This is a genomic window from Rhodococcus sp. I2R (assembly GCF_020889545.1).
Lineage (GTDB): Bacteria > Actinomycetota > Actinomycetes > Mycobacteriales > Mycobacteriaceae > Rhodococcoides.
In genome coordinates, this window is sequence record NZ_JAHUTG010000001.1 from 181181 (window position 1) to 207369 (window position 26189).

Sequence of the window (26189 nt, forward strand, 5' to 3'; positions counted from 1 at the left end):
GGTGATCAGGAAGTGCGGCGTGCGACTTTCACGATCTCGGCGGCGGCTGTCTCGACGGGTAGTTCCCGAGTTTCTCCACTGAACCGGTCGCGCAGCTCGACATTGCCGTCGGCCCAACCTCGCCCGACCACGACCACCAGGGGCATACCGAGAAGCTCGGAATCTTTGAACTTCACACCCGGAGAGGCCTTGCGATCATCGAAGAGGACCTCGAGACCCGCAATGTTCAGTTCCGACGCAATCCCCTCGGCACCGGCGCGCGCAGCCTCGTCCTTGTTCGCCACGACCAGATGAACGTCGAACGGAGTGACCTCGGCCGGCCAGCGGAGCCCCTTCTCATCGTGCATCTGTTCGGCGATGACGGCGACGAGCCGGGAAACCCCGACCCCGTAGGAGCCCTGAAGCAGACGCACAGGCTTGCCGTTCTCCCCGAGGACATCGACGGCGAACGCGTCGGTGTACTTGGAGCCGAGCTGAAAGATGTGACCGATCTCGATTCCGCGGGCAGTGACCAAGGGCCCACGACCGTCCGGCGACATGTCACCGTCACGAACCTCGGCGGCTTCGATCGTTCCGTCGGGAACGAAATCGCGACCCGCGACGAGATTCACCACATGCTTACCCTTGGCGTCTGCACCGGTGATCCACGACGTGCCGTCGACCACCCGAGGATCGACCAGGTAACGAACACCGTTGGCCTGCAAGGCCCGTGGCCCGATGTATCCCTTGGCGAGGAAGGGATTGGCTTCGAAATCCGCATCGGTGAGCAGTTCGAACTCGGCCGGCTCGAGTGAGGCCTCCAGTCGTTTTTCGTCCACTTCGCGATCTCCGGGCACACCGACTGCGAGCAGTTCCCACTCGCCCTCCGCGTTGCGGACCTTGAGCAGGATGTTCTTCAGGGTGTCCGCGGCGGTGATCGTGCGTCCGAGATCAGCAGTGTTGGCCCAGTCGACGAGTGTGGAGATGGTCGGGGTGTCGCCGGTCTCGTAGTCCTCGGCTGCGGGCTGGCCTTCGACCGGCAGCGAATCGGGCCTGGCGGTCTCGACGGCCTCGACGTTGGCTGCATAGCCGGACTCGATACAGCGGACGTAGGTGTCCTCGCCGATATCGCTTGCGGCGAGGAACTCCTCCGATGCACTTCCACCCATGGCGCCCGAGGTCGCCGCCACGATGACGTACTCGACTCCCAGGCGAGCGAAGATCCGCTGGTATGCCTCGCGGTGGGCATGGTAAGACGCCTTGAGCCCGTCCTCGTCGAGGTCGAACGAGTACGAATCCTTCATCACGAACTCACGTCCGCGGAGGATGCCGGCGCGGGGGCGTTCCTCGTCGCGGTACTTGGTCTGAATCTGGTAGAGCGTGACAGGCAGATCCTTGTACGAGTTGTACTCGCCCTTGACCGTCAGTGCGAACAGTTCCTCGTGCGTGGGCCCGAGAAGCATGTCGTTGCCCTTGCGGTCCTGCAGCCGGAAGAGGGCATCACCGTATTCGGTCCACCGCTTGGTGGTCTCGTACGGCTCGCGGGGAAGCAACGCGGGCAGCGAGATCTCCTGCGCCCCGATTGCGTCCATCTCCTCGCGGACGACCCTCTCCACCTGCCGCAGAACTCGCAGACCCAACGGCAGCCAGGAGTACACACCGGGCGCGATACGACGAACGTAGCCGGCGCGAACCAACAGCTTGTGGCTGTCGACCTCGGCGTCGGCAGGGTCGTCGCGAAGGGTACGAAGGAACAGCTGCGAGAGACGGGTGATCACGGGATACGAGAGTAGTCGGTCCCCGCCACTGGTTTATTGAGTGGCTGGACTACTGGGTGGCGCTGGGCACCCGGTCGGTGCGTAACGTGGTTCCTCGTGCTGATTCTCCTACCCCCGTCTGAAACCAAGTCCGGTGGCGGCGACGGAGTTCCTCTCGATCTTGCCGCCCTGTCGCTGCCCGAGCTGACGCCGCTCCGCCGCAAGCTGGTCGACGCGCTCGTCGAACTCGCCGACGACGCACCCGCGTCGAGTGCGGCACTCGGGCTCGGCCCGACCCAGGCGGACGAGATCGAACGCAACGCGTCACTGTGGACATCTGCGACGACGCCCGCGCTCGATCGCTACACCGGTGTGCTCTACGACGCCCTCGATGCGCGCTCGTTCACGAAGGCCGGCCGCGCACGTGCGGCCGACCGCCTATGGATCGGCTCCGCCCTGTTCGGCGCGGTCCGAGCCATCGACCCGCTCCCCTACTACCGTCTCTCCGGCGGCTCAAAACTCCCCGGCTTCGGTACGTTGCGCGCGCACTGGACGCCCGAGCTCACCGATGCGTTGGTCGCCGAGGCCGACAGCCTCGTCGTGGACCTCCGGTCCGGTATCTACCAGCAGCTCGGCCCCGTGCCAGGTGCGATCACAGCCACAGTGCTGACCGAGAAGCCTGACGGAACCCGGTCAGTGGTGAGCCACTTCAACAAGCACCACAAGGGGCTGTTGGCAAGAGCTCTCACGCTCACCACAGCCGAACCGAAGGACGTCAAAGCCGTGGCCAGGGTCGCGGCGAAAGCTGGGCTGAAAGTGGAGATCGCCTCACCCGTCGAACTGGTCGTGATCACGCAATGAACCCCGTTCCTGGACTGCTCCGCGCCGGAGCCGACGCCTCGTTCGGTCGCGGCAAAGACCTGCGCATCGTCGACGATGTCTCCGATCAGCTCATCGCGATGGAGAACTCCGACGCGCTGGGGCTGGGATCGGTCGCCCTGACGAACATGATCGAGACGATGTACGAGGCCGGGTGGCAACCCCTGGACCTAATCCACATCGTTCGGCGGCAACAGAGTGTCGCGGTGTCCTCGCTGGCGGCGGCCGCCATCCTGCATCAGTCGGACCTGTCGAACGCGGACCAGCGCGCACCCGAGAACTGGGTGGCGCAACTGTCGGAGATCTGTGCCGTCTATCCGCAAGCGGCCGCGCGTGTGGAGGCCTCCCCGAGTTTCCTCGCCGCTGTACTGCGGTCGAGCGGCACTGCGGACTACATCGCTCAGAGCGATCTGTGGCAGTCCGTTCTCGCACTGCTGGGTCAATGGCAGACCCTTCCTCGTTGGCCTCGGATCGGTCCACTGCCGTCACAATGGCCGAAGAAGCGCCCACCGACCGCTGCGCGATCGACGAGAAGTTCGGATGCACCGAGCGAGAAGGTACTGGGCAGGATTCGCGGCTTGCTGGCGAAGGCCGACGCCACCGACTTCGAGGAGGAGGCCGAGACACTCACCGCGAAAGCGCAGGAGTTGATGACGCGCTACTCCATAGACTCCCTGCTGCTGACCGAGGGCACTGTCGAGGTCGTCAGCGTTCGCGTACACATCGACAACCCGCATGCTCCACCCAAAGCTCAGTTGTTGCACGGTGTCGGCGCCGTCAACCGTGTGAAGTCGATCTGGGATCCGACGTTCGCCGTCGCCACGCTCGTCGGCACTCCGGTCGACGTCGAGCAGACGGAAATTCTGTTCACATCGCTGCTCATCCAGGCCACGAGAGCGCTGTCGCATTCGCCCAAAGCCAAGCGTCGCAAAGGGTCGGCGTCAGCGGCGTTCGGCAAGGCGTTTCTGTATGCGTATGCGGTGCGGATCGGCGAGCGGCTCGCCGAGGTCGACGCGCGCACACTCGAGGAAGCATCCGAGCAGTCGAGTGACCTGCTCCCGATGCTCGCGGCCCAGTCCGTCGCTGTCGACGAAGAATTCGAGCGACTCTTTCCCAGCACCCGGCCGATGCGTGGTCCGCGGCTAGACGCCGAGGGCTGGCATTCAGGCCAGGCCGCAGCCGACGAGGCGGATCTATCGCGCTAGTCGGCGATCGATCAAACCGACTGCACGTCCTCCTGCGCGGCCTGGGCCTGGGCCACCTGCTGTGGGGTGAATCGGATGAAGAATGCGGCGAGTCCGGCGACAAGGGCGAACATCGCGCAACAGAACAGCGCGAACATGTATCCGGAACTGAGGGCGCCCAGTTGGGCGTCGTTCATGAGGTTGGCGGGTCCGGCGATGCCCCCGAGTGAAAGCGTGCGAGAGGTGGCGAGTGCACCGACCACTGCGAGCGCAACCGGCCCACCCAACGTCTGAGCCACCAGCGCGATGGCGGTGAGAGGCCCGATCTCGGTGGCGGGCACCCCGGCGATGGCGCACAGCGGTAGCGGTATCGACGCCATGCCGACGCCGAACCCGATACCGATGACCGGGAAGAAGATACCGGGGAAGTACGACGAATCCGCGTTCATCGTCAGTACCGAGAACAGCAGCCAGCCGACCATGATCGCGGCCCCGGTCATCACGAGCCAGCGCGGTTGAATTCGCACCACCAGCTTGGAAGTGATGAATGCCGCTGCGCCGAGACCGAAGGCGAAGGGCACGAACGCGAGACCTGCACTGAGTGGGCTGTAGCCGAGAATGTCTTGCACGAACAAGGCGACGAACGCGGCCAGAGAGAACATCACGCCACCGGCGAAGAAGATGGCCACGAATGTCGCCACACGATCCTTGTCGGCGAACAGCGAGAACGGAAGCAACGGGTTTTCGGCCCTGCGCTCTACGGCCAGGAACAGTCCCAGCAAGACCAGCCCTGCGACGAGCGAACCGACGACTACGGGGCTGAGCCAACCCAGTTCTGTCCCCTCACTCAACGCCAGGACGACACCGGTACATCCCAGCGTGCCGAGTACGGCGCCCGGGAAGTCGAGCGGGAGGCGCACCCCGGCGGTCTCCTTGAGGGACACCACCGCAAGTACGACGATGATCGCACCGATCGGAACGTTGATGAGAAAGATCCAGCGCCAGGACACCTGAGTCAATGCGCCGCCAAGTATCAATCCGGCGATGGAACCGACTCCGGTCATCGCGGCATAGATGGCGATCGCCTGGTTGCGGACGGGCCCCGGCGCGAACGTGGTGGCCACGAGCGCGAACGCGGTCGGTGAGGCGATCGCGGCCCCCACGCCCTGCAGGGCACGTGCGCCGACCAGGGTCGCCTCGTTGAACGCCAACCCGCACAGCAGCGATGCGAGCGTGAAGACGATCACGCCGGTGAGGAACATCTTCTTGCGTCCGAACGCGTCACCCAACCGCCCACCGAGGAGCATGAGACCGCCGAATGCGAGGGCGTACGACGTCAGCACCCAGTTGCGACCAGCATCACTGAGACCGAGATCGGCCTGCAGAGGTGCGAGCGCGAGATTGGCGACGGTGCCGTCGAGAACCACCATGAGCTGAAGTCCGCTCAGCACGATAATGGCGAGACCGAATGCCCTGGTCACTACCGGGTAGACGATCTGCGTTTCGCGCGCTGCGGGCTGGGAGTGGTCAGGCATGGAAGTTCACGTTACCGAGAGTCCACCGAAAAACCAGCAACGGTCCCGATGACGACGATGGCAGGCGGCCTGATGCCCTCTTCCTTGACCTTGCGCGCAACCGTCGTCAGATCCGCGCGTACCTCACGTTGAGTACGCATCGTCCCTTCCTGAACGACGAGCACCGGTGTCGTCGCGGGGCGGCCACCGTCGATGAGTACGTTCGCAAATTTCTCGATGCGTTCGACCGCCATCAGCAGCACAATTGTCCCCTTGAGCTTGGCGAGCGCGTTCCAGTCGACCAGCGAATCGGGATGATCGGGCGCGACGTGGCCGGAGACGACGACGAACTCGTGCGTGACTCCGCGGTGCGTGACCGGCACACCCGCCGCGGACGGAACCGAGATGGCGCTGGTGATTCCGGGAACCACTGTCACCGGGATTCCGGCGGCGGTGAGCGCCTCGAGCTCCTCGTAGCCGCGCCCGAACACGTAGGGGTCGCCACCTTTGAGTCGCACGACGAATTTGCCCGCTCTCGCCCCGTCGATGAGTGCCTGGTTGATCGCTTCTTGCGCCATCGCGCGACCGTACGGAATTTTCGATGCGTCGATGACCTGGACGTGCGGCCCGAGCTCGGCGAGCAGTTCCGGTGGCGCAAGCCTGTCGGTCACCACGACGTCCGCGTATGCCAGCATCCGACGTCCGCGCACCGTGATCAGGTCGGGGTCGCCGGGCCCTCCACCCACCAGAGCCACCCCGGTCAACGGCGCGTGCGCGGAATCGGTGATGACGCCCGACTGCAGCGCTTCGAGGACCGCATTGCGTACGGCCGCCGAACGTCGGTGCGCTCCCCCGGCGAGGACGCCGAGCTGCAGACCGTCGTATTCTGCGGACGCAGGGGTGACGGCTGTGCCGTCGCGGGCGATATCTGCACGAACGCAGAAGATCCTGGATTCTTCGGCCTCGGCGACGATGGCGGCGTTCGTGTCGGCCTCGTCGGTGCAGGCGATGGCGTACCACGCATCGCCGATGTCCCCGGGGGCATAATCCCGCAGTTCCATCGTCACCTGCCCGGCGGTGGCCATCGCTTCGACGGCCGGTGTCGCCTCGCGCGTGATGACGTGCACCAGCGCTCCCGACGAGATCAGCAAGGGAAGCCGGCGCTGCGCAACGGTCCCGCCACCGACCACCACCGCACGCCTGCCCGAGAGATTCAGGCCGACGAGGTAGGGCGATTCAGTCGCATCGGTTTCAGTCTCATGCACGGTAGGAAACGCTACCGTGAACGCTGCACGCGCGTTTCGTCCCATACGGGCTCGTTCGATTCGTACACCCGGCCATCCGACCCGAAGACGAGAAATCGGTCGAAACTGCGGGCGAACCAGCGATCGTGGGTGACTGCAATCACGGTCCCCTCGAACGCGGCGATCGCGTCCTGCAGTGCATCGGCCGACAGCAAGTCCAAGTTGTCGGTCGGTTCGTCGAGCAGGAGAATTGTGGCTCCGGACAGTTCGAGCAGCAGGATCTGAACGCGCGCCTGCTGACCCCCTGACAGGTTATCGTAGAGCTGCTCGGCGGCGAGGGCGAGTCCATATCGATCGAGGGCACGGCTGGATGCCTCACGGCCCATCCCGTCGCGGTGCTCGTTTCCGAGATGCAGGATGTCGAGCAGGTTGTTCCCCGTCAGATCCGGTCGGGTGTGGGTTTGAGCGAAGAGACCGGGCCGAACTCTGGCACCGAGTACTGCCTGGCCGGTATGTGGAACCGACTCGAGCGCCAGCTCCTGCACCGGTTGGTGCTCCCGCTCGGGATCCGTGCCGCCGGCGGCGAGTAGTCGCAGGAAGTGCGATTTGCCGGAGCCGTTGGATCCGAGCACGGCGACCCTGTCGCCGAACCAGACCTCGGTATCGAACGGCTTCATCAGACCGGTCAGTTCGAGGCTTGTGCAGACAAGCGCTCGTTTGGCCGTACGACCCCCGTGCAACCGGACGGTCACTTTCTGTTTCACCGGGACGGCCTCGGGCGGTCCTGCGTCCTCGAATCGAGCGAGTCGAGTCTGAGCAGCGTGATAGCGGGCCGCGACACCGTCGTTGAACTTCGCTTTCTCCCGGAGGCGGAGCACGAGCGCACGCAGTTTCACCCGCTCCTCGTCCCACCGACGACGTAGTTCGTCGAGCCGAGCGTTGCGGTCCTCGCGAGCGTCGTAGTAGGTGCCGAATCCGCCGCCGTGCACCCACGATGTCGCACCGTTGATGCCGGGTTCGAGGGTGACGATGCGCGTCGCCGCGGCGGCGATGAGCTCGCGGTCGTGACTGATGAACAGCACGGACTTGTCGGATTCGCGGATGGTTCTCTCGAGCCACCGTTTCCCGGGTACATCGAGGTAGTTGTCAGGTTCGTCGAGCAACAGCAGCTGGTCCGAGCCGGTGAACAATGCCTCCAGTACCAATCGCTTCTGCTCGCCGCCGCTCAACGTCGACGCCGCTCGCCACTTTGCTCTGTCGAACGGCATGCCGAGTGCGGCCATGGTGACCTTGTCCCAGAACGGTTCCAGGTCGTACCCACCGATGTCGCCCCAATCCGACAGCGCAGCAGCATATTTCATCTGCGTCTTCTCGTCGTCGGCCTCGATCATCGCATTCTCGGCGTCGTCGAGGGCTTTCGCTGCCGACCGCACGGCCGGCGATGCAACCGACAGCAGCAAGTCGAGAACCGTCGAATCATCCCTCAGTTGGCCTACGAACTGACGCATCACACCGAGTGAACCGGATCGAGTGACGGCCCCGTCGTCCGGTTCGATGTCTCCGGCAACGATGCGCGTGAGCGTGGTCTTTCCAGTTCCATTGGGTCCGATGAGCGCCGCCTTTGCGCCGTCACCGACACGAAACCCCACTCCGCTGAGCAGTTGTCGCCCGTCGGGAAGGAAGTAATCGATGTCGGTCAGTTCGAGGTGCGCCACACCGACCAACTATGTCAGTCAGGTCAATCGTATTTCGCACGTGGTCGTGAGCGTCTGTACTCCAGCGGCATTCACGAACGCATGCTCGACCCGAAGCGCCGCAGAATCACCGTCGGTGGTGAGCAGCATGACGCCGTTGTCGAACCACGGACCTGCCTCGGTTTTCCAGGACGTCTCGGTCGGTGCGACGTTCGCCGAACGAGCCAGCGCGGCCATCGCGCGCGCCATCGGTCTCTTGATCGCGAGGCGGTTGACCGCCCTGATGGGTAGTTCGAGGGGATTTCGGAACGGTGACATCGTCAGCTGGTATGTAGCGGGCACATCGCCACCGACTCCGAACTCCGCCCGTGCAACGTAGGAGCAGTGCACATCACCGGAAAGCCACAGGATGCTCGCGGGAGCATCCTCGCCGCGCGCGAGCTCACGAGTGAGCGTCGCCATGTCGGCGAACGAATTTCCGAACGCAGCCCAATGCTCGAGGTCCAGGTCGATCCGCAACTTCTCCCCCACCCGAGCGGCCGCTCTACCCCAACTTCCCTGTGCCACCGCCTCGTTCCACTGTTCGAGATGATGCAGCGCGGGCAGCATCAGGTAAGGCAACGACGACCCGAACAACAGGTGCTTCGGTGACGCCTCGAGAGCGCGTTCTCGCACCCAGGCCCATTGTCTGGCATCGACCATGGCTCGGTTGTTCGGATCCAGATTCCGCGCGCATCGAGAGTCGATCATGATCAGCCGAGTGTCGCCGAAGTCGCGGTAGAAACTCCACCGGCCGGTGGAGGGCTCGGCATCGATTCGAAGGGAGAACGAGGCGAGCACCCGTTCACGTTCGGTGTCCGAGGCCGCCGATCGCACGGCCGCGTACAACTCGTCCTCGACGAGCTCGGCGGGTGAGAGGTTGCCCAGGTGCTGGTAGACCCAATACGAGGTGAACGCGCCGACGACGCGGTCCTTCCACCAGGACCTCGTTTCGATGTTCGCTCGCCAGGACGCCGAACTGTTCCAGTCGTCGCGGAGGTCATGATCGTCGAGAATCATGCACGAGGGCACGCTCGCCAGAAGTTTTCTCACCGGTTCGGCGCCCCACGACTCGTGATAGAGCCACGAGTACTCCTCGAAGTCGCAGATCTCGTCCTCTGCATCGGTTCCGCGGACACTGTCGGGGCCGTGCCCCGCCCCGCGGCGTGCACGAAGGCGATCGAGGATCTCCGGAGACGGATCATCGGCATAGACCTGATCGCCCAGGAGAAGCAACGCTTGTGGCCATCGGCTGGAATCCTGCGTCGCCATCCTATTGCCCAGACCGGCCAGTGCGTCGGCGCCGATGCGCTGCAGCGATTGGTCGCTGTAGTTGTCACCGCGTCGACAGGACCCGAAGGCGAGGGTGACCGGTCCGTCGGGGTCGACGGTGTGGATCGATGCCGTCTCCGGATGTATCGGCCAGACATTCACGCCGTCGAACGTGACCTTGTAGTCGAGTGCGGTGTTCTGAGGCAAGCCGGTCAGCGCGACCAGCGCATAGTGGTGACCGTGAATTCCCCAGGTCTTGGCCTCGCCTGCCACACCGATGTCTGTGCTAACCCGGACCGTGCCCGGTGCATCGAACTCGAACCAGAAACTCGCGTCGTGCGCACCGACGTAGCGAACCAGCGGACCCAGCTCGAGGGGTGAGGACGTCATTGTTCACACAGTGCCCCTACTACGACCTCTGCGCCAGCTTCTCCGCCAGCCGCGCGAGGTACGCATGAACCTCGGCATCGGACTTGTCCGGAATGCCGTACAGCACCTCGGTCACCCCGAGCTCACGCCATCGGTCGAGTTTTTCCCCTTTCGGTGCGGCGTCGAGGACGACTATTTCCGGCTGCCCCGCTCGCCCGGCATCACTCCACAGTGTGCGCAGGCGCAGCACAGATTCCGCGATGTCCCGCTCCCCCGGTGTGGTCATCCACCCGTCCGCGCTACGTACGATCCACGCGAGGTTCTTGTCGGTCCCGGCAGCACCGACGATGATCGGAATCGACTTGCCCTGAGCGGGTTTGGGCCAGGCCCAGCTGGGACGAAAGTTCACGAACTCGCCTTCGTAATGCGCCTCGGTGTCCGACCACAGGCTGCGCATGGACTCCAGATATTCGCGCAGCATGGTGCGGCGGCGCCCGAGCGGCACTCCGTGATCGGCGAGCTCGTCGGTGTTCCAACCGAATCCGACGCCGAGACGCACGCGCCCACCGCTGAGATGATCGAGTGAGGCGATGGTCTTGGCCAACGCTATCGGGTCGTGCTCGACCGGGATCGCCACGGCGGTACCAAGACCGATGCGGGAGGTCACCGCTGCGGCCATGGCCAACGAGACCCATGGATCGAGCGTCCTCGCATACCGGTCGTCGGGTAGTGAGGTGTCACCGGTCCGTGGATGCGCGGCCTCTCGTTCGATCGGCATGTGGGTGTGCTCGGGCACGTAGAACGAGTCGAAGCCGTGACGTTCCGCTGCGGCGGCCGCCGCAGCGGGGGTGAGGCCGCGATCGGAGGTGAACAAGACCAATCCGTAGCGCATGAGACATTAGAACGTGTTCTAGTCCGCTGTGCAAGCAACGGCGATCGTCACCGCTCGGCCGCCGACCTTCCCGAGCATGAGGCGGCCGCCCTTGCTCGCGAGCAACGCCGCCGCCTCGGCGACACTCGACGTTCCGATGACCCCGCGAGCGAGCGCCGAGGGATTCGGCACCTCGACTCGGTCGAGACACTCGGCGGTCCACGCCGACCAGGGCACCCCCAGCGCGTCGGCGACGGGCCCGATCAACGCTTCCTTGCCGGCGAGAGTTGCCACCTCGACCACAACCCATTCGGGACGAACGACTCGCCGGACGAGTTCGAGGCAGTCGTCCACAGTTGCGGAGGACGTGGCCCCCAGACCGACGACGACCCGGTCGACCATCGGCCCGGTCAGCTCTCTACTGCGGCGAAGCGGGCACAGGCTTCGACGAATCGACTCACTGCTCGCGGGTTTCCCGCCGGATGCGTGTGCAGATACGAGGCGTGAACTCGCCCCTGAACGAATCCCTCCCGCACGGTGCGCTTTTCGGCAGTCGCACTGGGGTTGCGCCATCCCCATGCAGGCGCCGCATGCTCGGTACCTGTCTCGACCAACATCGTGCGGTGAAACTCGTGGCCGGTCACCCGCTCACCTGCCTCGAACAACACCGAGTCCTCGAGCGCAACCGCATCTCGGTAGCCGAGCGTGAGTTGCGAGCCGAATCGCGCGTCGACGTCGATCACGCCCGCCATGGCGTGACCGTCCAGGCAACGGGACAGGTACAACAACCCGGCACATTCGGCATGAATCGGAATCTGGCGGCCCGCGAGCGCCCGCACGTCCTGTAGCAGCTCACCGTTGCTTGCCAGAGCTTCTGCGTGCTCCTCGGGAAACCCACCTGGAACGACGATGCCAGCCGTGCGCTCGGGCAACGCATCGGTTAAGGGATCGAAGACCGCGACCTCCGCTCCGGCTGCCCGGAGCAACTCGACATGCTCGGCGTACCCGAACGTGAAGGCCGGGCCGCCGGCGATCGCGACGACGGGTGAGAAGTTGCTGTGATCGCAGATCTCGGCCTCGGCATCCCACGCAGCACCCGTGACCGAGGACCGGGCGAGTGCCTGTACAGCGCCCAGATCGACGTGCTCGCGCACGAGGTCCGCCATCGCGTCGACGGCCTGTGCCGCGAGTCCGCCGTGCTCGAGCGCAGTGATCAACCCGAGGTGCCGGGACGGCACAGCAAGTTCGGACATCCGCGGCAGCGATCCCAGCACGGGTACACCCACCCGCTCGCACGCCTGCCGCAGCACCTCCTCGTGGCGTGGGCTGCCTACCCGGTTGAGGATGACCCCGCCGATACGGACGGAAGGATCGTAGGTCGAGAAACCGTGCAGGACCGCGGCGAGAGATTGACTGTGACCGCGAGCATCTACGACGAGTACAACAGGTGCGCCGATCGAGGACGCGATCGCCGCGGTGGACCCCTCTGCCGACGCTGCGCCGCCGCCGGACATGTCGATCTTGCCGTCGAAGAGGCCCATCACACCCTCGACGACCGCGATGTCACAGCCCTTGCTGCCGTGCAGGAACAGCGGACCGATGCGATCGGCCCCGACCATGACCGCGTCGAGATTGCGTCCGGGCAGACCGGTGGCCAGCGCATGGTAGCCGGGGTCGATGTAGTCCGGCCCCACCTTGAAGGGCGCCACTCGATGACCCGCAGCGCGCAACGCACCCATCAGCCCGGTCGCGACCGTCGTCTTCCCGCTTCCCGACGCCGGGGCCGCGATCACGACAGCGGGCGGCGACGCGCTCAGCGCGTTCGGAGTCACCACTCGATTCCGCGCTGACCTTTGCGGCCCGCATCCATCGGATGTTTGACCTTGCTCATCTCGGTGACCAGATCCGCAGCGTCGATCAGTGCTTGCGGGACGTCCCTGCCGGTGATGACGACGTGCTGATTCCCTGGGCGATGTGTCAGTACATCGACAACCTCGTCGACGTCGACCCAGCCCCATTTCAGCGGATAGGTGAACTCGTCCAGGACGTAGAAGCGATGCGTCTGTTCCTGGAGTCGTCGGGAGATCTCCGCCCACCCCTCGGCGGCGGCCGCGGCGTGATCGACCTCGGACCCCTTCTTGCGGGTCCACGACCAACCCTCGCCCATCTTGTGCCACTCGACGGCACCTCCGGCCCCGGAGCTCTCGTGCAGCTCACCGAGCAACGCGAACGTGGCCTCCTCACCGACCTTCCATTTCGCGCTCTTCACGAATTGGAACACCCCTACGTCGAAACCCTGGTTCCACGCCCGTAGAGCCATCCCGAATGCAGCGGTCGATTTCCCTTTGCCCGGACCGGTATGAACGGCCAGGATCGGCTGGTTTCGGCGCTGTCGCGTCGTCAGTCCGTCGTCGGGGACCGATCCCGGACTTGGCACTCCCTGTGGCATCGTGCAAACCCCCTCAGGCCGCGGCGCGAACGACGGCAGCAACCTGCTCCGCCGAAAGGTCGGCCAGTCGAACGTAGCCGCCCTGGAGGTGACGGGCGAAGTCGGCGGCAAGTCCCAGTCGAACCATGCCGGATTCGCAGTCGACGACGACCGACGCGACACCGTCGGCGGCGAGTCGAGCTGCCGCGATTCGCGCGCGACCGACCGGGTCGACGCCGCCGGTCGCTCGACCGTCCGTCATCGCGACCACCAGCGCTCGGCGCAACGGATCGCGGACCTTCTCGCGCAACACCACCTCGCGAGCTTTGACGAACCCTTGTGCGAGCGGTGATCTGCCGCCGGTCTTCATCCGACGCAACAGCGTGGCCGCGACATCGACGCTGGAGGTCGGGGGCAGCACCAGGTCCGCTTCCCGGCCTCGGACCGTGACGACTGCAACCTTGTCTCGACGTTGGTAGGCGTCGCGTAGCAGTGAGCGCACCGCCCCTGTCACAGCGGAGAGACGATCGCGCGCGGCCATGGATCCGGATGCGTCCACGACGAACACGATGAGATTTCCTTCTCGCCCCTCACGCAGCGCGCCACGCAGGTCTGCCGGTTCCAGCCGAAATCGGCCGGAGGTGCGGCCCCTGGCGACCTGTTCCTCCGCGGCGGCGAACAGGGTGCCGACGAGGTGCAGTCCTTTGCCGCGCTCGGTCGTCGAGCGAACCGCTCGCCCCTGAGTCGAGCGAGAGCGGGATCTGCGCCCCGGCGCGCCGTCACCGACACCGGGTATTTCCATCGACCTGGCCCTGAACTCGCTGGCCGGTGCACCGGCGTTGTTCTCCCGCGCTCCGCTCCGCTCCGGGTCGCTGCCCTCTGACGTGCTGTCCTCTGACGTGCTGCTGGCTGGGGGTTGCGGACCATCGGAGTCGGTGTCGGGAGCGCCGCCGCCATCCGGGTCGGTCGGGTCGGGCTCGGTCGGGTCGGGGCGTTCGGACTCTGCCTGCTCAGCGGCGTCGCGCATGGCGTCGTCCAACGCCTGTTCGTCGATGCCAGGCTCGTCGAATGGATCCCGTCTGCGGCGGTGCGGTAGGGCGAGCTCGGCTGCGACGCGCACATCGGACTCTTCGACTTTCTCCGATCCACGCCATGCTGCGTGGGCTGTGGCCGTTCGCGCGACGACCAGATCCGCTCGCATCCCGTCCACGTCGAACGCCGCACACAGGGCAGCGATTCGGCGTAGCTCGATATCGTCGAGCTCGATCGCGTCCAGAGCTGCTCGGGCAGCGAGGATCTTGCGCGCGATGTCGGCGTCCGCATCGGCATACGCGGCCGCGAACCGGGACGGATCGCGCTCGTAGTTCAACCGCCGACGCACGACATCCATCCGTGTGTCGACCTCCCGCGAAGCCCTCACATCGACGGCCAGACCGAACCGGTCCAGCAGCTGCGGACGCAACTCACCTTCTTCGGGGTTCATCGTTCCGACGAGGACGAACTGTGCCGCATGCGAATGTGAGACACCGTCACGCTCGATGTGAACGCGGCCCATCGCCGCGGCGTCGAGCAACACATCGACGAGGTGGTCGTGCAGGAGGTTCACCTCGTCGACGTACAGAACACCGCGGTGGGCCGCGGCGAGCAGACCCGGTTGAAAGGCCCGCTCACCGTCCCGAAGCACCTTCTCCAAATCGAGGGAACCGACGACGCGGTCCTCGGTTGCGCCGACCGGTAGTTCGACGAGTCGAGCCGGTCGAGGCCCATCGCCATCCTCCACGGCGGGCAGCAGGGCGGCGAGCGCGCGCACCACCGTGGACTTGGCAGTGCCTTTCTCCCCACGCACCAGAACGCCACCGATACCGGGGTGCACCGCGCACAGGATCAACGACAAACGCAGTTGATCCTGGCCGACTATCGCACTGAAGGGGTACCCCGGTTGCGGTGCCGCCTCGACTCTCGATGAACCCCGGTCGCTGGATGAACCGCTGCCCTGCTGCACAAATACTCCTTCGTAACCCGGTTTCCGCGCCGGGACGGTGTCGGCCACGCCGAGGACGACGCGCCGTGTTCTACGAGACCGAGCGGTGATCTGGCTTCGAGTGAACGTATCGGTGCACTCGTACACAGTGGCGGGACCGCGCCTGATTCACACAGGACTTCCCCGCGTCGGCTTCGTTCGTGCTGTCTTAAGACTCGTTCCAGGGCGTACCGCCGCCGCGGCGCATAGGCGTGTGCGGAATGCCGTCTTCGAGCACTTCCTCACCGTCCGGCTGGAATCCGTGCTTGGCATACATGTCGACGAGGTAACTCTGCGCGTTGATCCGGCACGGTGCTTCCCCGACCTCCGCCAATGCCGCGCGAAGTATCCGAGTCGTGTGACCCTGACCGCGAGCGGAACGTTGGGTGCACAGACGCCCGATGCGGAACGCTTTCTCACCGTCGTCGTGCTCTTCCATCAGCCGAAGAGTGCAGACGACTTCACCGTTGCGCTCGAGCCAGAAGTGACGGGTTTCGGCGAGCAGGTCACGGCCGTCCAATTCAGGGTAGGCACACGCCTGCTCGACGACGAACACCTCGACACGCAGCTTCAACAGGTCGTACAGAGTGTTGTTGGAAAGATCCAGAGCCCAGGATCTCTTGAGGGCAGCCGCTTGCGTAGTCATCAACTGTTGCTATCACACGCCGGTTGGCTGTGCGAGTTGAGTCGACTCGTCGAGCAGCAGTCGATCGGAGGTCCAGTCGAACACCTCGCGGAACAACGCGGGGTCCTCGGCGAGCTTTTTGCCCAGCGACGGGACCATCTCCTTCAGCTTGGGCTGCCACCCGTCGTAGCGGTCGGCGAAGCAACGCTGGAGCACGTCGAGCATCGCGGGCACGGCCGTCGACGCACCCGGAGATGCACCGAGCAGGCCGGCGATGGTGCCGTCCGCGGCGTTGATGACTGCGGTACCGAATTCGAGGACGCCGCCGCGGCCCTTTTTGCGGATCACCTGCACTCGCTGGCCGGCAGAAACCAGTTCCCAGTCCTTGCCCAGCACCGTCGGTGCGAATTCCCGCAGTGTCTCCACGCGATCGGCCTCGGACTGTGCGAGTTCGGATACCAGGTACTTGACCAATCCGAGTTCGGTGACACCGACACCCAACATGGACATCAGGTTGCCCGGCTTGATCGAACTGGGCAGGTCGGTGAGTTTGCCCTGCTTGAGGAACTTGGGTGACCAGCCAGCGTACGGCCCGAACAGTAGGCCCGGCTTGCCGCCGATGACACGGGTGTCGAGGTGCGGCACCGACATCGGCGGCGCCCCGACGGACGCCTTTCCGTACACCTTCGCAGAATGCTGCGAAATCAGATCAGGATTGGTGCAGCGCAACCACTCACCGCTCACCGGGAAGCCACCGAATCCCTTGATCTCCTCGATGCCGGACTTCTGCAGCAAGTGCAGCGCTCCCCCGCCAGCGCCGACGAAGACGAACTTCGCGTTGACGGTCTTCTTCGCCCCGGTGCGCAGGTTGGCGACCTTGACATCCCAGGTGCCGTCGGACTGTTTGGAGATGTTGCGGACATCGCTACCGAAGTGAACGGTTGCGCCTGCACCCGCGAGGTAGTTGAGCAGCTGGCGAGTGAGGGCGCCGAAATCGATGTCGGTGCCCTTGTCGCTCCAGTTCAGAGCAACCGGATCGCTGAAATCGCGGCCGCGACCCATCAGCGGCAAACGCCTGGTGAACTCGTCGGCATCGGCGATGTACTCCATACCCTCGAACAGTGGGTTCGTCGCAAGCGCGTCGTACCTGGCACGCAGGTACTTCACGTTCTCTTCACCGTGCACGAAGCTGACATGGGGAATCGGGTTGATGAAGTTCTTCGGATCGCTGAGGATTCCGGAGTCGACGCTGTGCGCCCAGAACTGACGTGAGACCTGGAACTGCTCGTTGACGTTGAGCGCCTTCGAGATATCGACGGAACCGTCTTTGTTCTGCGGGGTGTAATTCAACTCACACAGGGCCGAGTGGCCGGTGCCGGCGTTGTTCCATGCGTCACTGCTTTCTGCAGCGGCCGCGTCGAGTCGCTCGTACACATCGATCGACCATTCAGGTTCGAGCTGCCGCAACAACGCGCCCAGAGTGGCACTCATGATTCCGGCGCCGACCAGAACCACGTCGGTCTTGACCCGTTTGACCTGCTCTTCGTTGGAACGCTGTTCGTTTGACACTGGAGATTCGACTTCCTTGTCCGTGAGTACTCGTTGCCGAGTTCTGCTTCAGGTAGCGGTTACGTTACCCGCCCGTACATACCCGTCCCGACCCCCGTGAAAAGCCCCGTGAAACGCCCGCGAAATGCACTACCTCGATTGTGCTCCTCACGGCATCGCCGAACTGCCAACTACAGTTGTGATCTGTGACTACCTGGGTGCCCGATGTCCTCGGCGACGGCTACGAACAGACCACCATCCCACTCGGCGACGACCCGGACGGCGAAGGGCAGGTCGAAGCCACGCTGGTCCGCTACCAGCCGGCCGACGCTCGCCCCGCACGGCGTGCGGTGATCTATGTCCACGGATACACCGACTACTTCTTCCAGCAGCACCTCGCCGAGCACTTCACCGAGCAGGGCTTCGCGTTCTACGCCCTCGATCTCCGCAAGTGCGGCCGTTCACTACGTGCCGGGCAGACACCGCACTTCGTAACGGATCTGGCGATCTACGACGCCGAACTCGACGAGGCTCTCGCGCTGGTTCGCGCAGACACCGGCGGGGGGTCGGTGGTTCTCACCGCTCACTCGACCGGAGGACTCATCCTCCCGCTGTGGCTCGACAGGCGCAATCGGCGTGAAGGGGGCACCGCGGCAATGGGGATAGACGGCGTCATCCTCAACAGCCCGTGGTTCGACCTGCAGGGCCCCGCAGCGATGCGAACCGTCGGGACCACGGCAATCGACGTCATCGGACGCGTCAGGGCCAAGGCTCCGGTACCCGGACAGGGCCTCGACACCTATGGACTTTCCCTCGCCAAGGATCACTTCGGCGAATGGGAATACAACCTGGATTGGAAGCCACTCGCCGGGTTCCCCGTTACGTTCGGCTGGATCCGCGCCATTCGACAGGGTCACGCTGCATTGCATCGTGGGCTCGACATCGGCGTGCCATCATTGATCCTGCGTTCGAAGGTCACGCACTTCTCGCGCAAGTACAGCTCGCGAGTCGATGTCGCCGACGCCGTCCTCGACGTGCGCCAGATCGCGCGGTGGGCAGGGTGCTTGGGCGATCGAACGACCGTCGTACCGATCGAAGGTGCACGGCACGATGTGTTTCTCTCCCAGGAGATCCCGCGAACTCGGGCATTCGACGAGGTCGACGAATGGCTGGGTTGGCTCTATCGCAGCGCCCATATCGAACGCGAATCGGGCAAGGACCACAACGAAACGGGTACCGCTCGATGAGCGAATACAGGCATTTCGATCTCGCCGTCATCGGCTCGGGCTCCGGCAACTCCATTCCCGACGAGCGATTCGGCGATCTGAAGGTTGCTCTGTTCGAGGAGCATTCCCCGTTCGGCGGCACCTGTCTGAATGTCGGGTGTATTCCGACGAAGATGTTCGTCTACGCGGCAGAGGTCGCGCAGACCATTCGCGAATCGGCTCGGTACGGGATCGATTCGACCATCGAGAAGGTCAGATGGACGGATATCGTCGACCGCGTCTTCGGCCGAATAGACCCCATCTCCGCCGGCGGGGAGAACTATCGCGAAACCGGAAGTGACAACGTCACGCTCTTCCGTGGCCACGCATCGTTCGTCGGCCCCAGAACGATCGACACCGGCACCGGTGAGGTGATCACAGCTGATCAGGTCGTCGTGGCCGCCGGTTCTCGACCGGTGGTTCCGCAGCAGGTACGCGAGAGCGGTGTCGCGTTCCACACCAACGAGGACGTGATGCGCCTGCCTTCGCTGCCCGAGCACCTCGTCATCCTGGGTTCCGGATACATTGCGTCCGAGTTCGCGCACGTGTTCGGCTCGCTGGGATCGAAGGTGTCGATGGTCGCCCGCAAGGACAACGTCCTACGTGGGCTCGATACCGACATCTCGAACAGATTCACCGAACTGGCACAGAAGAACTGGGACGTCCACCTCAATTCCGGCGAGGCGCTGGCAGTCTCCGAGGGCAACCGAGTCGGCCTCGAACTGCGTGACGGAACGCGGGTTCTCGGCGACGCACTGCTCGTCGCAATCGGTCGTGTGCCGAACGGTGACCATATCGGCGCCGAAGCCGGCGGCATCGAACTCGACGACGAAGGACGGGTGGTCGTCGACGAGTTCGGGCGCACGACCGCCGAAGGCGTCTTCGCGGTCGGGGACGTGTCCTCGGAGCACCAGCTCAAGCATGTCGCCAACCACGAAGCTCGCGTGGTGCAGTACAACCTGCTTCAGCGCGAGTGGGACGACACCTCTCGATTTCGGGCGTTCGATCACCGATTCGTGCCTGCCGCTGTGTTCACGCACCCACAGATCGCTGTTGTCGGCCTCACCGAGGACGAGGCCCTCGAGGCAGGCCTCGACATCACGGTGAAAACTCAGTCCTACGGGGACGTCGCGTACGGCTGGGCCATGGAGGATCGCGAGGGCTTCTGCAAGATCATCGCGGAGAGGAAGACCGGCCGCATTCTCGGCGCGCACGTCATGGGCGCGCAGGCCCCGACGGTTCTGCAGCCCCTCATCCAGGCAATGAGCTTCGGAACGACCGCAACCGAGATGGCCCGTGGTCAGTACTGGATCCATCCGGGTCTGCCGGAGGTAGTGGAGAACGCCTTACTGGGCCTCGATATCTGACGAGGCTCGATATCCGACGAGGCTCGGCGGCTCGTCACCAGGGACTGGTGCGAAGAACGATCTCGGTGGCGAGCTCCGCCGTCGCATCGGCCGGTACCTTGCCGACGCCGTCGAGCTGAACCACGCGGAAGTCTCCGTAGACGAGACGGCCGCTGCTGTCGGCGACCGCGCGTCCGAGCGAATTTCCGACGACAATCGTCGTCGGAAGCTCGACCGGCGGGCAGTCTGCCGCGAGCACGAGGCCGTTCTGGTCTGGGACGGCCGGATGGCCGCGGTCGCAGACGACGAGACTGGCGATTCTGCCGAACGTCCGCGCCGCGAGTGTCCATGCCAGCTCAGCGCCCTCGTCGGTGCCGACGAGGTGGACCCATGGTAGCGACAACTCGTCCAGGACCGCCAATACCGCACTGTGGTCCAGGCCTGCGATATCTTCCACGGCAACGGTTTTGAGATCCGAGTTGTGCAGCCGCTCGGCGACGCCGTCGTACAGGTCAGGAGGGTCACCCAGTCCCGGAAGCATCAGCACTGCGTGCCTGGAATCCGGCCCTGCGATGCGCAGCGAGCAGCTCCCGTCTCGGGTCGTCACTTGCTTGTGGTCCATGGCCTCGACGCTACTGCACCACCCGCCTCCACCTCGATAGCCGGCATGGAGTTGCACAGCCGATGGACAGGTTCTATGGTTCATTACATGAGTAAGGAACCATATAGCCAAACAGTCTCATGGCGATCGACTTGATCGACGAGGGCCGACCCCTCTTCGTACAGATCGCCGAAATGATCGAGAACTCGATCATCGACGGCACCTACGCCGACGAGGCGCAAGTTCCATCGACGAACGAGCTGGCTGCCTTCCATCGAATCAACCCGGCGACAGCAGGCAAAGGCCTCGCCAAACTCGTCGCCGACGGAATCCTCTACAAGAGAAGAGGAATCGGCATGTTCGTCACCAACGGCGCCTCGGATGCACTCCGCTTCCGCCGTCGCGAGGATTTCGCCAAGCAATACATCGAACCGTTGATCACAGAAGCGAACAAGCTCGGCATGACCGTCGACGAGCTCAAGACCATGCTCGATACCTGGGAGGAAAGATCATAACCGATCGTCACGACCTCACCCTGGTCGACGACGCGCCCGTCATCGCATCCGCGCGCAATCTGACCAAGTCGTACGGAAACTTCACCGCGGTGGACGGGATAAGCTTCGACATCCGCGCCGACAAGATCTACGGTCTGCTCGGTCGCAACGGCGCCGGCAAGACCACGGTGATGCAACTCCTCACCGCGCAGTGTCGTCACACCACCGGCAACATCGACGTTTTCGGAATGCAGCCCTATGAGAATCGCTCGGCGCTGGCTGACATCTGCTTCATCGGCGAAAGCCAAAAGTTCCCCGATGACTTCAGAGTGCGACACGTACTCGATTGTTCCGCAAGGCTTCTCCCGCGCTGGGACCGAGATTTCGCAGACGAACTGATGCGCGACTTCGATCTACCGACCACTCGGAAGGTGAAGAAACTCTCGCGCGGGATGACATCCGCACTCGGCATCGTTATCGGGTTGGCCTCACGCGCGCCACTGACATTCTTCGACGAGCCATACCTGGGACTCGACGCCGTCGCACGGCACATGTTCTATGACCGGCTGCTTGCCGACTATGCCGAGAACCCCCGCACCGTCATCCTGTCCACTCATCTGATCGACGAGGTCAGCGATCTGATCGAACACGTCCTCCTCATCGACAAAGGTCGCATCGTCATCGACTCCGATGCGGACGAGCTGCGGCGAAGCGCTTTCGTGGTCTCCGGCACCGCGAGCGCAGTCGAGCAGTTCGTTGGCGGACGTGCAGTGCTGCACCGAGACTCGCTGGGGTCGCTCGCACGGGTCAGTATCGACTCAGCACTCTCGCTGGACGAACGCACCCGAGCGACAGCCCTCGGACTCGGTGTCGAACCGTTGTCACTGCAACAACTGATCGTTCGAAACACCACCGCGAAGGAGTCGGCTTCATGAAACGCACACTCGATGTCGCACGACTGCACCTCACCGCGTGGCCGTTGATCATCGGCTGGCCTATAGGTGTGCTCGCCATCGCCTTCGCGCTCAGCTACACGTTGTTCGCGCTCCTGCCCGAGACCGACAACGAGTACAACTTCACCGGAGGCATGTTCTCGATGTACGGATTCGCAGTGGGCTTCTACCTGCAGGCAGTGACCCAGACCTTCCCGTTCGCTCTCGGTATCAGTGTGACTCGAAAAGAGTTCTTCAGAGCGACCGCGCTGGTCGGAACCGTACAATCGGCACTGCTTGCGACATTGGTAGTCGTGCTGTCTGCGCTCGAAAACGCTACTGCCGGCTTCGGAGTGAAATCTCGGATGTTCGGCCCCTTCCGCTACGCCACCGAAAATCCGTTCCTGGAATGGCTCGGAATCTTTACGACACTGCTGCTCGTCGCCTCCGTCGGCATGGCCTTGGGCGTTGTCTATCAGCGCTACCGCGTTACCGGCATCCTGGCCACCGGTCTGGCCGCGCTCGTGGTGGTGGGCAGCGCTGTGATCGTAGTGTCGTGGCAGCAGTGGTGGCCCGCGGTCGGCCGCTTCTTCATCGAGACACCGACCGTGCTGCTCCTGGGTGCCATCCCGCTCGCACTGAGCGCACTCTTCGCAATAGCAAGCTGGACAGGACTGCGACGCGCAACCGCTTGAGCCACAGCAGACCTCACACGTCGATGCCGCGCTCGATGATCTCGAGCACGGCGTCGACATCGACATTGTTCTCCACCAGGTCCGCGAGTAGGTCGAGTTGCTGCTCGCGCATTGCCCCGACCGACGTATCCGCTGCCACCTCGAACCCTCCACGGCCGGCCCGGTCCGCCGCCCACCGCAACAGGTGTCGACGGAAGCCGTCGGATTCGAGCATCCCGTGCCAGTGCGATCCGAGCACGCTTCCGCGGACGCTGCCCTCCGCTTCCCCGTTCGCGTCACGCAACAGCGGCGCATCACCGTTTCGCACCACCCGGCCGTGGTGTATCTCGTAGCCGGTGACATCACCGACGTCGAACAGAGGCGAGGACCCCGACACCCGCGCGAGCACCTTCTCCGAATGAAACTCGACGTCGAGGTCCAGTAGCCCGAGCCCTTCGACTCTTCCCGAAGAACTCTCCACGGTGTCGGTGACGGTGCGCCCGAGCATCTGATAACCGCCGCAGATACCGAGCACCGGAAGATCCGCGTTCACTCGCGACACCAGGGCATCGGCCAAACCGGTTCGACGCAGCCACTGCAGATCCGACAGTGTCGCCTTGGTGCCCGGAACCACGACGAGGTCAGCATCGGTCAGCCGGGAGGGCTCGGTCACCCAGTGCACCGATACCCCCGGTTCACAGGCCAGCGCCTCCACGTCGGTGGTGTTGGAAATGCGAGGAAGACGGATCGCCGCTACCCGTAACCACTGCTCCCCCAACGGCGGCCGAGGACGACCGACCGGAGCATCGGCCACCGTCCCCAACGAGTCTTCCGCGTCCAGCCACAGATCCTCGCAGTAGGGCACCACCCCGAAAGTTCGCCTGCCGGTGAGGGATTCGAGCTGAACGAGGCCCGGATCCAACAACGCTGGATCGCCTCGAAACTTGTTGATGACGAAGCCTTTGATGAACTCCTGGTCCTCGGGTGACAGCACGGCGACGGTGCCGAACAGGTGCGCGAGCACCCCACCACGATCGATGTCCCCCACCACGATCACCGGCAGCGAGGCAGCAGTCGCCAAACCCATGTTCGCCAGATCCGTTGCACGCAGATTGATCTCTGCCGGTGAGCCCGCACCCTCACAGATGACCACGTCGTAGTCTTCCCGCAGCGATGCGAGTTCTGCAGCAACTACCTCCCGCAAGGCCTGCCGATGCTCGATATAGCTCGACGCCGACACCTGCGCCACCGCGTGACCACGCACCACGAGTTGAGATGTCCGATCACTACCCGGCTTCAGCAGCACAGGATTGAACCGCACGCTCGGTTCGAGACCGCAGGCACGAGCCTGCAACGCCTGCGCCCGGCCTATCTCACCTCCGTCGAGGGTGACCACCGAATTGTTCGACATGTTCTGCGCCTTGAACGGGGCAACCGACACACCTCGTCGAGCCAGCATCCGACACAGGCCGGCGACCAACACACTTTTACCGGCATCGGAGGTACAGCCCGCCACCAGCAGAGCGCCCGTCACTCCGCAGGCTCCGCTCACGGCACCCGGGTTCACTCCGCAGGCTCCGCTCACGGCAGCGTCAGGATCTCGCTGCCTGTCTCGGTCACGACGAGCGTGTGCTCGAATTGTGCCGTCCACTTGCGGTCGCGCGTGACGACAGTCCAGCCGTCGTCCCACATCTCGGCATCGATCCCGCCGAGGTTGATCATGGGCTCGATCGTGAACGTCATGCCCGGCTCGATGACCGTCTCCACAGACGGCTGGTCGTAGTGCAGCACAACCAGCCCGCTGTGGAAGGTGGTACCGATTCCATGGCCGGTGAAGTCCTCGACGACGCCGTAGCCGAAACGGTGCGCATACGACTCGATGACGCGGCCGACGACGTTGAGGGCGCGACCGGGCTTGACGGCCTTGATCGCACGCATAGTCGCTTCATGAGTCCGCTCCACGAGCAAGCGAGCCTCCTCGGAAACGTTGCCGGCAAGAAAAGTCGCGTTGGTGTCTCCGTGCACGCCGTCGATGTAGGCGGTGACGTCGATATTGACGATGTCACCGTCCTCGATGACGGTCGAGTCGGGAATGCCGTGACAGATGATCTCGTTCAGCGATGTGCAGCACGACTTGGGAAATCCCTTGTATCCCAGCGTGGACGGATACGCACCGTGATCGATCATGTAGGCGTGTGCAATGCGGTCTAGTTCGTCGGTGGTGACACCCGGCGCAACCGCCTTGCCGGCTTCTTGCAACGCGCCGGCCGCGATCTTCGAGGCCACACGCATCTTCTCGATGACCTCAGGCGTCTGAACCCACGGCTCGTTGCCCTCGTTCGCCGTCGGCTTCCAGGCGTACTCGGGTCGTTCGATCGAACTGGGCACAGGCAGGGTAGGCGATACGACGCCCGGCACGAGTGGCTGACGGGGCTTGCTCTCGGCGGTCACAGACATGCCCACCAGGGTAGTCGTTGGCCTCAGCGGGCACGTACCGCGTCTACGGCCTGGAGGCGGCCCTACCATCGACGCACCCGAGGGCTCAACTACTATGATTCAGCTCACATGAATCGAAGGGAGTCGCACGTGTCACGTAGTGACCTGTTACGCCCTCGCGACAGCGATGCACTGCGCAGCGAACTGCGGCGGATAGCCGCGGTTTCGGGTGTTCCCGTCGTGTTCGGCGGAGAAGTGTCGGCGCACACCCTGCGCCTGAGCGAGTTCCACGGCACCAGGACTCGTGGGCTCGACGGTCTGTTGATCCCGAGTCGATCAGGCCTCGGCGGTCGGGTGATGGACCAGTGCACACCCGCTGCGGTCAGCGACTACGGCAGCTCGCGCTACATCACCCACGACTACGACCGCCCGGTACTGAGCGAGGGACTTCGTTCGATACTGGCCGTTCCCGTCGTCGTCGGCGGAGCATCCCGAGCCGTGATGTATGCCGCCGTGCGCGAGCGTGGCCCTCTCGGTGACCGAGTGGCGGACACGATGGTGCAGGCCTCCAAGCGCCTCTCGCAGGAGTTCGCGATACGGGACGAAGTCGACCGCCGCGTCGACATGCTCGAAGCGCACTCGCAGTCGGCGGGATCGACGGTCGCGACGGAGATCCTTCGCGAACTCCACGCCGAGCTGCGTACGTTGTCCACCTCGACCACCGAGGCCGCGGTGAGAGAAAAGCTGACGCTGCTGTCCGATCGAATCACCGATGCGCTGCGCGCCGCTCCCATCGATACCGACGTCACGCTGACCGCCCGCGAATCGGACGTGCTCGCGCAGATTGCGCTCGGCTGCACCAATGCCCAAGCCGCCGAGAGGTTGTCGCTGCGACCGGAAACGGTGAAGTCGTACTTGCGCACGGTCATGACCAAGACTGGTACACGCACTCGCCACGAAGCCGTCGTCGCAGCACGAAAGCTCGGCCTGCTCCCCTGACGAACTCGCTGGCTACTGC

Annotated in this window: 23 protein-coding genes and 1 riboswitch; of the genes, 8 read left to right on the forward strand and 15 right to left on the reverse strand. The window is 64.3% G+C overall.

Translation table 11 applies throughout. The features are described from left to right. Positions 1-5 precede the first annotated feature (5 nt). A complete protein-coding gene (locus tag KVY23_RS00820; protein ID WP_230554928.1) occupies positions 6-1757 on the reverse strand; it encodes a proline--tRNA ligase in 1752 nt (583 codons plus the stop codon). 96 nt (positions 1758-1853) lie between these two features. Here KVY23_RS00820 and yaaA point away from each other — a divergent pair, with 96 nt between their 5' ends. Both yaaA and KVY23_RS00830 read left to right on the forward strand, forming a co-directional pair. Beyond that, complete coding sequence (gene yaaA, locus KVY23_RS00825; RefSeq protein ID WP_230554930.1) at positions 1854-2597, forward strand: peroxide stress protein YaaA; 744 nt, start codon at positions 1854-1856, stop codon at positions 2595-2597. After that, on the forward strand, positions 2594-3820 hold the full coding sequence (locus tag KVY23_RS00830; RefSeq protein ID WP_230554932.1) for a DUF2786 domain-containing protein: 1227 nt from the start codon (positions 2594-2596) through the stop codon (positions 3818-3820). Before yaaA ends, KVY23_RS00830 begins: the two co-directional genes overlap by 4 nt. Positions 3821-3831: 11 nt before the next feature. On the opposite strand, the gene KVY23_RS00835 is transcribed toward KVY23_RS00830, so the two are convergent. The 11 genes from KVY23_RS00835 to mqo all read right to left on the reverse strand — a co-directional run bounded on the left by KVY23_RS00835 (position 3832) and on the right by mqo (position 17444). Continuing rightward, on the reverse strand, positions 3832-5334 hold the full coding sequence (locus tag KVY23_RS00835; RefSeq protein WP_230554934.1) for an MFS transporter: 1503 nt from the start codon (positions 5332-5334) through the stop codon (positions 3832-3834). A gap of 11 nt (positions 5335-5345) precedes the next feature. Next, positions 5346-6578 carry a uroporphyrinogen-III C-methyltransferase gene (cobA, locus tag KVY23_RS00840; RefSeq protein WP_230554936.1) on the reverse strand — a complete coding sequence of 411 codons (1233 nt, stop codon included), beginning with the start codon at positions 6576-6578 and terminating at the stop codon, positions 5346-5348. A gap of 11 nt (positions 6579-6589) precedes the next feature. Next, a complete protein-coding gene (locus tag KVY23_RS00845) occupies positions 6590-8272 on the reverse strand; it encodes an ABC-F family ATP-binding cassette domain-containing protein (RefSeq protein ID WP_230554937.1) in 1683 nt (560 codons plus the stop codon). Between the two features lie 18 nt (positions 8273-8290). After that, on the reverse strand, positions 8291-9952 hold the full coding sequence (locus KVY23_RS00850) for an alkaline phosphatase D family protein (protein ID WP_230554938.1): 1662 nt from the start codon (positions 9950-9952) through the stop codon (positions 8291-8293). 19 nt (positions 9953-9971) lie between these two features. Continuing rightward, positions 9972-10823 (reverse strand): LLM class F420-dependent oxidoreductase, encoded by an 852-nt coding sequence (locus tag KVY23_RS00855; RefSeq protein WP_230554939.1) that lies wholly within the window; start codon positions 10821-10823, stop codon positions 9972-9974. Positions 10824-10841: 18 nt separating this feature from the next. Next, positions 10842-11204, reverse strand: a complete 363-nt coding sequence (locus KVY23_RS00860; protein WP_230554940.1) for a cobalamin biosynthesis protein — start codon at positions 11202-11204, stop codon at positions 10842-10844. Positions 11205-11212: 8 nt separating this feature from the next. Beyond that, positions 11213-12619 carry a cobyrinate a,c-diamide synthase gene (locus KVY23_RS00865; protein ID WP_268994611.1) on the reverse strand — a complete coding sequence of 469 codons (1407 nt, stop codon included), beginning with the start codon at positions 12617-12619 and terminating at the stop codon, positions 11213-11215. A gap of 11 nt (positions 12620-12630) precedes the next feature. Then, the gene (cobO, locus tag KVY23_RS00870; protein ID WP_230554942.1) at positions 12631-13251 is read right to left on the reverse strand and encodes a cob(I)yrinic acid a,c-diamide adenosyltransferase; all 621 of its coding nucleotides are present in this window, start codon (positions 13249-13251) and stop codon (positions 12631-12633) included. A 13-nt stretch (positions 13252-13264) separates the two neighbouring features. Then, the gene (locus tag KVY23_RS00875; RefSeq protein WP_230555036.1) at positions 13265-15148 is read right to left on the reverse strand and encodes an AAA family ATPase; all 1884 of its coding nucleotides are present in this window, start codon (positions 15146-15148) and stop codon (positions 13265-13267) included. 146 nt (positions 15149-15294) lie between these two features. Then, a riboswitch (cobalamin riboswitch) is annotated at positions 15295-15446 on the reverse strand. Next, a complete protein-coding gene (locus tag KVY23_RS00880) occupies positions 15420-15896 on the reverse strand; it encodes a GNAT family N-acetyltransferase (RefSeq protein WP_206510828.1) in 477 nt (158 codons plus the stop codon). It overlaps the preceding riboswitch by 27 nt. A 12-nt stretch (positions 15897-15908) precedes the next feature. Next, positions 15909-17444 carry a malate dehydrogenase (quinone) gene (mqo, locus tag KVY23_RS00885; RefSeq protein ID WP_230554943.1) on the reverse strand — a complete coding sequence of 512 codons (1536 nt, stop codon included), beginning with the start codon at positions 17442-17444 and terminating at the stop codon, positions 15909-15911. A 185-nt stretch (positions 17445-17629) separates the two neighbouring features. Here mqo and KVY23_RS00890 point away from each other — a divergent pair, with 185 nt between their 5' ends. Both KVY23_RS00890 and mtr read left to right on the forward strand, forming a co-directional pair. Continuing rightward, a complete protein-coding gene (locus tag KVY23_RS00890) occupies positions 17630-18670 on the forward strand; it encodes an alpha/beta hydrolase (protein ID WP_230554944.1) in 1041 nt (346 codons plus the stop codon). Then, positions 18667-20055, forward strand: coding sequence for a mycothione reductase (gene mtr, locus KVY23_RS00895; RefSeq protein ID WP_230554945.1), 1389 nt, complete (start codon positions 18667-18669; stop codon positions 20053-20055). The genes KVY23_RS00890 and mtr overlap by 4 nt, the downstream gene beginning before the upstream one ends. Positions 20056-20089: 34 nt before the next feature. Here mtr and KVY23_RS00900 read toward each other — a convergent pair whose 3' ends face one another. Beyond that, on the reverse strand, positions 20090-20656 hold the full coding sequence (locus KVY23_RS00900) for an alpha/beta fold hydrolase (RefSeq protein ID WP_230554946.1): 567 nt from the start codon (positions 20654-20656) through the stop codon (positions 20090-20092). A gap of 131 nt (positions 20657-20787) precedes the next feature. Between KVY23_RS00900 and KVY23_RS00905 the strand changes: the two genes are divergently transcribed. Genes KVY23_RS00905 through KVY23_RS00915 form a run of 3 tightly spaced genes read left to right on the forward strand, consistent with a single transcriptional unit; the run spans position 20788 to position 22756 of the window. Then, a complete protein-coding gene (locus tag KVY23_RS00905; protein WP_230555037.1) occupies positions 20788-21150 on the forward strand; it encodes a GntR family transcriptional regulator in 363 nt (120 codons plus the stop codon). Continuing rightward, on the forward strand, positions 21147-22064 hold the full coding sequence (locus KVY23_RS00910; protein ID WP_230555038.1) for an ABC transporter ATP-binding protein: 918 nt from the start codon (positions 21147-21149) through the stop codon (positions 22062-22064). Before KVY23_RS00905 ends, KVY23_RS00910 begins: the two co-directional genes overlap by 4 nt. Further along, positions 22061-22756 (forward strand): ABC transporter permease, encoded by a 696-nt coding sequence (locus KVY23_RS00915; protein ID WP_230554947.1) that lies wholly within the window; start codon positions 22061-22063, stop codon positions 22754-22756. Before KVY23_RS00910 ends, KVY23_RS00915 begins: the two co-directional genes overlap by 4 nt. Before the next feature lie 13 nt (positions 22757-22769). On the opposite strand, the gene KVY23_RS00920 is transcribed toward KVY23_RS00915, so the two are convergent. Both KVY23_RS00920 and map read right to left on the reverse strand, forming a co-directional pair. After that, positions 22770-24269, reverse strand: coding sequence for a cobyric acid synthase (locus KVY23_RS00920; RefSeq protein WP_230555039.1), 1500 nt, complete (start codon positions 24267-24269; stop codon positions 22770-22772). A gap of 47 nt (positions 24270-24316) precedes the next feature. Beyond that, a complete protein-coding gene (map, locus tag KVY23_RS00925) occupies positions 24317-25192 on the reverse strand; it encodes a type I methionyl aminopeptidase (RefSeq protein ID WP_206510835.1) in 876 nt (291 codons plus the stop codon). A 108-nt stretch (positions 25193-25300) separates the two neighbouring features. Here map and KVY23_RS00930 point away from each other — a divergent pair, with 108 nt between their 5' ends. After that, positions 25301-26170 (forward strand): LuxR C-terminal-related transcriptional regulator, encoded by an 870-nt coding sequence (locus KVY23_RS00930; RefSeq protein ID WP_230554948.1) that lies wholly within the window; start codon positions 25301-25303, stop codon positions 26168-26170. Positions 26171-26189: the final 19 nt, after the last annotated feature.

What these genes read in the sequence shown, in the direction of transcription:
- KVY23_RS00830 (WP_230554932.1), top strand. Translation starts at nt 2,594, where the DNA reads ATGAACCCCGTTCCTGGACTGCTCCGCGCCGGAGCCGACGCCTCGTTC.
- KVY23_RS00835 (WP_230554934.1), bottom strand. Translation starts at nt 5,334, where the DNA reads ATGCCTGACCACTCCCAGCCCGCAGCGCGCGAAACGCAGATCGTCTAC.
- KVY23_RS00850 (WP_230554938.1), bottom strand. Translation starts at nt 9,952, where the DNA reads ATGACGTCCTCACCCCTCGAGCTGGGTCCGCTGGTTCGCTACGTCGGT.
- KVY23_RS00855 (WP_230554939.1), bottom strand. Translation starts at nt 10,823, where the DNA reads ATGCGCTACGGATTGGTCTTGTTCACCTCCGATCGCGGCCTCACCCCC.
- KVY23_RS00860 (WP_230554940.1), bottom strand. Translation starts at nt 11,204, where the DNA reads ATGGTCGACCGGGTCGTCGTCGGTCTGGGGGCCACGTCCTCCGCAACT.
- cobO (WP_230554942.1), bottom strand. Translation starts at nt 13,251, where the DNA reads ATGCCACAGGGAGTGCCAAGTCCGGGATCGGTCCCCGACGACGGACTG.
- KVY23_RS00880 (WP_206510828.1), bottom strand. Translation starts at nt 15,896, where the DNA reads ATGACTACGCAAGCGGCTGCCCTCAAGAGATCCTGGGCTCTGGATCTT.
- mtr (WP_230554945.1), top strand. Translation starts at nt 18,667, where the DNA reads ATGAGCGAATACAGGCATTTCGATCTCGCCGTCATCGGCTCGGGCTCC.
- KVY23_RS00900 (WP_230554946.1), bottom strand. Translation starts at nt 20,656, where the DNA reads ATGGACCACAAGCAAGTGACGACCCGAGACGGGAGCTGCTCGCTGCGC.
- KVY23_RS00915 (WP_230554947.1), top strand. Translation starts at nt 22,061, where the DNA reads ATGAAACGCACACTCGATGTCGCACGACTGCACCTCACCGCGTGGCCG.
- map (WP_206510835.1), bottom strand. Translation starts at nt 25,192, where the DNA reads ATGTCTGTGACCGCCGAGAGCAAGCCCCGTCAGCCACTCGTGCCGGGC.
- KVY23_RS00930 (WP_230554948.1), top strand. Translation starts at nt 25,301, where the DNA reads ATGAATCGAAGGGAGTCGCACGTGTCACGTAGTGACCTGTTACGCCCT.